Annotated in this window: 4 tRNA genes; all 4 read right to left on the bottom strand. The window is 49.9% G+C overall.

What is annotated here, in order from left to right:
* Window position 1: 1 nt before the first annotated feature.
* The 4 genes from B5P40_RS31635 to B5P40_RS31620 all read right to left on the bottom strand — a co-directional run bounded on the left by B5P40_RS31635 (window position 2) and on the right by B5P40_RS31620 (window position 396).
* Window positions 2–74, bottom strand: a tRNA-Lys gene (locus B5P40_RS31635).
* Between the two features lie 4 nt (window positions 75–78).
* Window positions 79–153 (bottom strand) — tRNA-Gln (locus B5P40_RS31630).
* A gap of 87 nt (window positions 154–240) precedes the next feature.
* A tRNA-Asp gene (locus B5P40_RS31625) sits at window positions 241–316 on the bottom strand.
* Between the two features lie 3 nt (window positions 317–319).
* Window positions 320–396 (bottom strand) — tRNA-Met (locus tag B5P40_RS31620).
* Window position 397: the final 1 nt, after the last annotated feature.

The following is a 397-nucleotide window of genomic DNA, read 5'->3' as shown; positions in this document are numbered from 1 at the left end:
GTGAGCCATGAAGGATTCGAACCTTCGACCCTCTGATTAAAAGTCAGATGCTCTACCAACTGAGCTAATGGCTCTTAATGGCTGGGCTAGCTGGATTCGAACCAGCGCATGACGGAGTCAAAGTCCGTTGCCTTACCGCTTGGCTATAGCCCATCGAAATAGTTATCTTCTTTTCAAAGACAAATGTTATTTTACCATAATGTCCAATAAAAAACAACTGCTATATAGCAGAAGTTAAAATGGCGGTCCCGACCGGGGTCGAACCGGCGATCTCCTGCGTGACAGGCAGGCATGTTAACCACTACACCACGGGACCATTTGGTTGCGGGGACAGGATTTGAACCTGCGACCTTCGGGTTATGAGCCCGACGAGCTACCGTACTGCTCCACCCCGCGA

It is taken from the genome of Bacillus sp. SRB_8 (assembly GCF_003264205.1).
In the GTDB taxonomy this organism is placed as follows: Bacteria; Bacillota; Bacilli; order Bacillales; family Bacillaceae_G; genus Bacillus_A; species Bacillus_A mycoides.
The sequence above is the reverse complement of the archived record's forward strand: the minus strand, read 5'-3'. Positions and strand labels throughout refer to the sequence as shown.